The sequence below is a fragment of the Caballeronia humi genome, from assembly GCF_001544475.1.
In the GTDB taxonomy this organism is placed as follows: Bacteria; Pseudomonadota; Gammaproteobacteria; order Burkholderiales; family Burkholderiaceae; genus Caballeronia; species Caballeronia humi.
On sequence record NZ_FCNW02000028.1, the window covers coordinates 80,922 to 88,328 of the forward strand.

General features: G+C 62.4%; 7 protein-coding genes and 2 tRNA genes. 3 read left to right on the forward strand and 6 right to left on the reverse strand.

Features of this window, described 5'->3' with window-relative positions:
- Positions 1-304: 304 nt before the first annotated feature.
- On the forward strand, positions 305-1,609 hold the full coding sequence (gene aceA / locus AWB65_RS22435; protein ID WP_087669225.1) for an isocitrate lyase: 1,305 nt from the start codon (positions 305-307) through the stop codon (positions 1,607-1,609).
- A 106-nt stretch (positions 1,610-1,715) separates the two neighbouring features.
- On the opposite strand, the gene AWB65_RS22440 is transcribed toward aceA, so the two are convergent.
- A complete protein-coding gene (locus AWB65_RS22440; RefSeq protein ID WP_087669226.1) occupies positions 1,716-2,150 on the reverse strand; it encodes a universal stress protein in 435 nt (144 codons plus the stop codon).
- Between the two features lie 57 nt (positions 2,151-2,207).
- On the reverse strand, positions 2,208-3,110 hold the full coding sequence (locus tag AWB65_RS22445; protein ID WP_087657951.1) for a LysR family transcriptional regulator: 903 nt from the start codon (positions 3,108-3,110) through the stop codon (positions 2,208-2,210).
- Positions 3,111-3,418: 308 nt separating this feature from the next.
- On the opposite strand from AWB65_RS22445, the gene aceB reads away from it, so the two are divergent.
- Positions 3,419-5,020 (forward strand): malate synthase A, encoded by a 1,602-nt coding sequence (aceB, locus tag AWB65_RS22450; RefSeq protein WP_087669227.1) that lies wholly within the window; start codon positions 3,419-3,421, stop codon positions 5,018-5,020.
- A 153-nt stretch (positions 5,021-5,173) separates the two neighbouring features.
- On the opposite strand, the gene AWB65_RS22455 is transcribed toward aceB, so the two are convergent.
- Complete coding sequence (locus AWB65_RS22455) at positions 5,174-5,593, reverse strand: gamma-glutamylcyclotransferase family protein (RefSeq protein WP_087669234.1); 420 nt, start codon at positions 5,591-5,593, stop codon at positions 5,174-5,176.
- A 113-nt stretch (positions 5,594-5,706) separates the two neighbouring features.
- Here AWB65_RS22455 and AWB65_RS22460 point away from each other — a divergent pair, with 113 nt between their 5' ends.
- Entirely contained in the window at positions 5,707-6,555 is an 849-nt protein-coding gene (locus AWB65_RS22460) for an AraC family transcriptional regulator (RefSeq protein WP_181505479.1), read from the forward strand.
- A gap of 6 nt (positions 6,556-6,561) precedes the next feature.
- On the opposite strand, the gene AWB65_RS22465 is transcribed toward AWB65_RS22460, so the two are convergent.
- From AWB65_RS22465 to AWB65_RS22475, 3 genes are all read right to left on the reverse strand, one after another.
- Complete coding sequence (locus AWB65_RS22465; protein ID WP_087669228.1) at positions 6,562-7,026, reverse strand: GNAT family N-acetyltransferase; 465 nt, start codon at positions 7,024-7,026, stop codon at positions 6,562-6,564.
- Between the two features lie 182 nt (positions 7,027-7,208).
- A tRNA-Asp gene (locus AWB65_RS22470) sits at positions 7,209-7,285 on the reverse strand.
- A 45-nt stretch (positions 7,286-7,330) separates the two neighbouring features.
- Positions 7,331-7,406: transfer RNA gene (locus AWB65_RS22475), tRNA-Glu, on the reverse strand.
- Position 7,407: the final 1 nt, after the last annotated feature.

Below are 7,407 nucleotides of genomic sequence, written 5' to 3' on the forward strand. Positions count from 1 at the left end.
TGTATTTCACGATACGGAAAGGCTTTTTGCGTCGCAAAAGAATGTGCTGCGCGGCACAATGATCGCTATATCGAGATGGAAAACGACGTTTCTCATTACGAAAAATTATCTACAACCCATTGAATTAATTGACAAATATTTATCCATAAAAGCCTTCGACAGGGGTATATCCAAAGTCCCGACAAGCCTAGACTCTTATATAAGAGTTGAGCAAACGAAACGCCGAAACGGTGCGTCGCGCTTAAGTCGCTCTCAGGACAGATTCACCACCTATTAGTTGATCAGGACCTCAAGGAGAAACGCAATGACACGTCAACAACAAGCGCAGGAACTCCAACAACAATGGGAAACCGATCCGCGCTGGAAAGGCATCAAGCGCACCTATACGGCTGAAGACGTGGTGCGTCTGCGCGGCTCGGTGCAGGTCGATCACACGCTCGCCAAGCGCGGCGCCGAAAAACTGTGGGAAAGCGTCAATAACGAGCCGTTCGTGAACTCGCTCGGCGCGCTGACCGGCAACCAGGCGATGCAACAGGTGAAAGCGGGCCTGAAGGCAATCTATCTCTCCGGCTGGCAAGTGGCGGGCGATGCCAACGTCGCAGGTGAAATGTATCCTGACCAGTCGCTGTATCCGGCGAATTCGGTGCCGCTCGTCGTGAAGCGCATCAACAACACGCTCACGCGCGCCGACCAGATCCAGTGGTCCGAAGGCAAGAATCCGGGTGACGAAGGCTATATCGACTACTTCGCGCCGATCGTCGCGGACGCGGAAGCCGGCTTCGGCGGCGTGCTGAACGCGTTCGAATTGATGAAGTCGATGATCGAAGCGGGCGCTGCCGGCGTGCACTTCGAAGACCAGTTGGCCTCGGTGAAGAAATGCGGCCACATGGGCGGCAAAGTGCTCGTGCCGACACGCGAGAACATCGCGAAGCTGACGGCCGCGCGCCTCGCGGCCGACGTGTGCGGCACGCCGACGATCCTGCTCGCCCGCACCGATGCGGAAGCCGCCGATCTCGTGACGTCCGACATCGACGACAACGACAAGCCGTTCCTCACCGGCGAGCGCACGATCGAAGGCTTCTACCGCACGCGTCCGGGCCTCGAGCAGGCGATCTCGCGCGGTCTCGCCTACGCGCCGTACGCCGACATGATCTGGTGCGAAACCGGCAAGCCGGACCTCGAATTCGCCAAGCGCTTCGCCGACGCGATCCACAAGGAATTCCCGGATCAGATGCTGTCGTACAACTGCTCGCCGTCGTTCAACTGGAAGAAAAACCTCGACGACGCAACGATCGCCAAGTTCCAGCGCGAACTCGGTGCGATGGGCTACAAGTTCCAGTTCATCACGCTCGCGGGCTTCCACGCCCTGAACTACTCGATGTTCAACCTTGCGCACGGCTATGCGCGCAATCAGATGACCGCGTTCGTCGAAATGCAGCAGGCCGAGTTCGCCGCCGCCGAGAAGGGTTTCACCGCCGTCAAGCACCAGCGCGAAGTGGGCACGGGCTACTTCGACGCAGTCACGCAGACGGTCGAGCGCGACGCATCGACGACCGCCCTGCACGGCTCGACCGAAGACGAGCAGTTCTTCGACAAGAAAGTGGCGTGATCAGAAGTCGAAAGGCGTAATCAGGGAGCGTAGTGAACAAGGTGGTGGCCACGGCTTGCCACCAATAATGAAAACGCGCGGCTTCGGTCGCGCGTTTTTCTTGAGGCTATCGATAGACGATCACCGGAATTTTGGTATGCGTCAGCACGCGCTGCGTCTCGCTGCCGATCAGGAGGCTGCCGAGCCCGCGCCTTCCGTGCGACGCCATCAGGATCACGTCGCAGCCGTGCGATTCCGCCGCCTCGATGATGCCGATATACGGCGCCGAATCGATGCTCGTCACGCTGTCGCAGGTGACGCCCGCCTCGCGCGCCGCCTCCTCCACCGCGCGCAGATGCTCGCGCGCCTCGCGCTCGGCGCGGTCGTGGAAATCGTCGGGAGGCTCGACGGCGACGTCCGCGAACGGCGAGTACGGGTACTGCGGCAAACACGCGTACGCCGTGATGCGCGCGCCGACGGATTGCGCCAGGTCGATCGCGCCATCGATTGCTTTTTGCGACAGCTCGGAGCCGTCGGTCGGAACCAGGATGTGCTTGAACATGGCGTCCTCCTTGGAACGTCGTTGCGCTCTTTCATTGTAGTAACACGAAGTGCCGACTCAGCCCCAATATCCCGGAGCGCTGTACGTATGCTTCAACATGTCCAGAAACAGCCGCACGCGCAGCGGCAGATGGCGTCGCTGCGGAAAGACCGCGTGAATGCCGATTGGCGGCGCGGCGAAATCGTCGAGCACGCTCCTGAGACGCCCCGCCGCGATGTCCTCGCCGACTTCCCACCACGAACGCCACGCGAGGCCGTAGCCCGCGAGACACCATTCGTGCAGGACGGCGCCATCGGAGCATTCCATCGTGCCGGAGACCTTGATTGTCGTGACCTTCCCGTCGTGCTGGAACATCCAGCCGCGCTGCTGGTTCGCCGATGCGCCGAGCGCGAGGCAGTTGTGCCCGGCGAGCGCGGCGAGGTCGGCAGGCTTGCCGCGCTTGCCCAGATACGCGGGCGAACCGACGCACACGCGCCGGTTCTCACCGAGCTTGATCGATACCAGCGACGAATCCGGCAGCTCGCCGAGCCGTACCGCGCAGTCAAAACCTTCGTTGACGAGATCGATCATGCGGTCGGTGAGATCGAGCGAAATCGAAACGTCGGGGTGCTGCGTCGTGAATTCCGGCACGAGCGCCGCGACGTGGCGCCGCCCGAAACCCGCCGGAGCCGACACGCGCAAGTGTCCGCTCGCCTTGACGCCGCCCGCCGAAACGCTCGCCTCGGCGTTCTGCATGTCGTTGATGACGCGCTGGCAGTCCTCCAGAAACGCGGAGCCTTCGAACGTCAGCGTGATCTTGCGCGTCGTGCGCACGAGCAGCTTGACGCCGAGCCGCTCCTCGAGCGCATCGAGCCGCCGGCCGATCACCGCCGGCGCCACGCCCTCCGCCTGCGCCGCGGCGGAGAGGCTGCCCTTCGCCGCGACGGCGGCGAACGTTTCGATCTGCTTGAAGCGATCCATGCGCGAAATTCCTGTATCGACGACACCGCGCTCAGATTAAGTACGAAAAAGTAAAAGATCAAGTGATCCGGAGCGTCTTTTTATGCATCCTGATCACGAATAAAATTGGTCAGACCTCTATAGGAGTGCACGGCTATGTCGGCCAGAACGACACCCGCAATGACTTCCCCTCCCGACGCAGCGCCTTTCGGCCCCGCCCGTTCTGCCCCTTCGCCACGTCCAGCCAGCACGCGCCGCCGCCCCGACGCGTGATTTCCCTTAATCATTGCCTACCCGCAAAACTATCTGACCGACCAAGGAGAACAACCATGCCTCAATCGCCGAATCCGCTGAACTTGCCCGAAGGCGTGGCAATCACGGCCGAGATCAAGCCCGGTTACGAAACCATTCTGACGCGCGACGCGCTCGAACTCGTCGCGACGCTGCATCGCCGCTTCGAGCCACGCCGCCAGCAATTGCTCGCGGCGCGCGTCGAGCGCACGAAACGGCTCGACGCCGGCGAACGTCCCGATTTCCTGCCGGAAACGAAGTCGATCCGCGAAGGCGACTGGAAGATCGCGCCGTTGCCGAAGTCGCTGCAACGCCGTCGCGTGGAAATCACCGGGCCGGTCGAGCGCAAGATGATCATCAACGCGCTCAATTCCGGCGCCGATGCCTACATGACCGACTTCGAGGATTCGAACACGCCCAACTGGGACAACCAGTTGACCGGCCACCTGAATCTGAAGGAAGCGGTGCGCGGCACGATTTCGCTGGAGCAAAACGGCAAGTCGTACAAGCTGAACGACACGACCGCCACGCTGATCGTGCGTCCGCGCGGCTGGCATCTCGATGAAAAGCACGTGAGTGTCGACGGCCAGCGCGTCGCCGGCGGCATCTTCGACTTCGCGCTTTTCCTGTTCCACAACGCGAAGGAGCAGCTTGCGCGCGGTGCCGGCCCGTATTTCTATCTGCCGAAGCTCGAAAGCCACCTCGAAGCGCGTCTGTGGAACGAGATTTTCGTGGCGGCGCAGGAGACCGTCGGCGTGCCGCGCGGCTCGATTCGCGCGACGGTACTCGTCGAGACGATCCTCGCCGCGTTCGAAATGGACGAAATCCTCTACGAGCTGCGCGAACACAGTTCGGGCCTGAACGCCGGCCGCTGGGACTACATCTTTTCGGCGATCAAGAAGTTCAAGGCCGACCCCGATTTCTGCCTTGCCGACCGCGCCAAGATCACGATGACCGTACCGTTCATGCGCGCCTACGCGCTCGAACTGCTGAAAACGTGCCACAAGCGCAATGCGCCGGCGATCGGCGGAATGAGCGCGCTGATTCCGATCAAGAACGACCCGGCGGCGAACGAAAAGGCGATGGCCGGCGTGCGCTCGGACAAGGCCCGCGATGCCGGCGACGGCTACGACGGCGGCTGGGTCGCGCACCCGGGCCTCGTGCCGATCGCCATGGAAGAGTTCGTGAAAGTGCTTGGCGACAAGCCGAACCAGATCGCCAAGCAGCGCCCCGACGTGCAGGTCACCGCGACCGACCTGCTCGATTTCCGCCCCGAGGAGCCGATCACCGAGGCGGGCGTGCGCAACAACATCAACGTCGGCATCCATTATCTGGGGGCTTGGCTCTCAGGCAACGGCGCGGTACCGATCCACAACCTGATGGAAGACGCGGCGACCGCGGAAATCTCGCGCTCGCAGGTCTGGCAGTGGATTCGCTCGCCGAAGGGCAAACTCGAGGACGGCCGCAAGGTCACGGCCGAAATGGTGCGCGGCTTCACGATCGACGAGCTGGAGAAGGTGAAGCTTGCTGTCGGCGGCGATACAAAGCCCTATGAACGCGCCGCGAAGATCTTCGAAGAAATGTCGACGTCGGAGAATTTCACCGAGTTCCTGACGCTACCGCTTTACGAAGAAATCTGAGCGCCGGCCTGACTCGGAAACAAGCCGCTCCGCTTGCCGGGGAGCGGCTTTTTACCTGGGACGTTCACCGAGTTCCTGACGTTGCCGCATTACGGGAAATCTGCGCGACGGCCTGACTCAGGAACAAGTCGCTCGGCATGATGGATCTGCCTATTATTTTCCGCGACTCGCCCGATGCTCGACCCAGTCGCCGCCCTCGATGTGCGGCAGGCCATCGACCGAATGCGCGGCCACCGGATACATCAGGCAGTCGACGCCATGTTCCGCGCCCTCCACGTCCACCGTCACGTGCACGCGATGCGGCCGGAACAGCCCCTCGACGCCCGGATACACCTCCTCGATTTCGTCGAGCACGGGCACGAGTGCATCGTCGATCCGGTAGACGTCGCCGCGAATCGGCGCGCCTTCCGGATCGAGCACAAGGCCCGGATAGCGGCCGAAGTCGAAAAGCCGCCCCGTCACATGCGCGACGCCGAGGCGCTCCGGCCGCGCGATGCCATGCCGCTCGGCCGCGCGATTGATGTCGTTGATCTCGCCCGCGCGCAGCGTGCCGTAGATGAAAACGTGTTGCATCGGCTGAAACTCCATCTCGAAATTGCCCAATCGCGCATTATGCCGCGCTCGCACGGCGCATTGCGTCGATTCAAATTACCATCGGGTTTTCGAGACACCACTCCTGTCACCGAATGAGACCGTCCGCCGATCTGCGCGCGCTGCACGAAACCGTCGAAGATCTCGACATCCCCGTCGAGCACTCCCCGACGCACGCGCATCCGATCTGCGTGCGGGCGCGCCCGGTGGCGGCCGGCGTGCGGATCGCGCTGCACACGCACGCGTGGGCGCAACTGGCGTATTCGGCGCGCGGCGTGCTGCGCGTCGCCACGCTTGATTCAACGTGGATGGTGCCCCCCTCGCGCGCGATCTGGGTGCCACCGAACGTGACGCACGAGGTGGTGATCGTCGAGGACGCTTATCTGCGCACGCTTTATCTGGACGAGAGCGTCGTGCCACCGGGACTCGACGCGTGTCGCGTGGTGGAAGTATCGCCTTTGCTGCGCGAAGTGATTGCCGCGCTGGATGATCGTGGCGTCTCGCGTCATCGAGAGCGGCTGCTCGGCACGCTCGCCCTCGACGAAATCACGCGCTCGCAGCCGTTGCCCCTTTCCGTACCGATGCCCGACGACAAGCGCCTGCGCGCGCTCTGCGAAGCTGTGCTCGCAGACCCGGCGCACGCCGATTCGCTGGAACATTGGGCGGCGGAAGCCGGTGCGAGCACACGCACGATTGCGCGGCTTTTCCGGCGTGAACTGGGCGTGAGCTTTTCGCAATGGCGCCAGCAGGCGGTGCTCGCGCGCGCGATCCCGCTTTTGAGCGCCGGACGGCCGCTCGCGCAAGTCGCACGCGATCTCGGCTACCAGAGCCAAAGCGCGTTTTCAGCGATGTTCAGACGTGCGTTCGGCGAAAGTCCGCGCGCGTTCTTCGTGCGCGATGGCCGGGGCGACACTCAGGAATCGAACCGCGAGGATGCGGCGTAGACATAATCAGACGCGTCGCGCCATATGCCGAATGGCGCCGAGCTGCGCGAGCCGCGAACCTGCTGGCCGATACCCCATCCGGATATAGAGCCGTGCCGCCGGATTATCGACGAACACGCGCAACTGGCATTCGGCGAGGCCACGGGCGCGCGCCCATCGATGAGCGGTGTTGAGCAGGAACGTTCCGGCGCCGCGGCCGCGCCATCCTTCGGCGATCTGTACGTCGCGGATGTGGAGCGAATCGTTTTCCTCGGTCACGCGCATGACGCCGATCGGCGCTCCGTCGGCTTCGAGCACGAAATTCTCCGATTCGCGCCAACTGCAGAGAAAAAGATCGCCCCGCCAGACGAGATTGTGCCGACGGTAATAGCCATCCATATTCTGATGCGTGAGCGTTTCGGCGAAGGGAAAATCGTCCATCGTCGCCTGGCGTAATTGATATAGCGAGAGATCTTCTGTCGGATCGAGCATCGCGCGGGCCAATGGCACGGAAGTCAGTGCCTAAACACTAAGTCAGAGCGCGCAGGCTGGCAATGGAGAGTTTTACGAAAACCGGTTTCCGCAAACCCCGGGCGCAATGCGAACTGCAAACGATGGAATCGACGGGCGAAAAAAAATCCAGCACGTAGGCTGGATTTTTTCTTGAAACTGGCTGGCGGAGCGGACGGGACTCGAACCCGCGACCCCCGGCGTGACAGGCCGGTATTCTAACCAACTGAACTACCGCTCCAGCGCTTTCATCGATTGCGGCGCCGATGGCAACCGCCGATGTTTCTGGCGTCCCCTAGGGGATTCGAACCCCTGTACTCACCGTGAAAGGGTGATGTCCTAGGCCTCTAGACGAAGGGGACA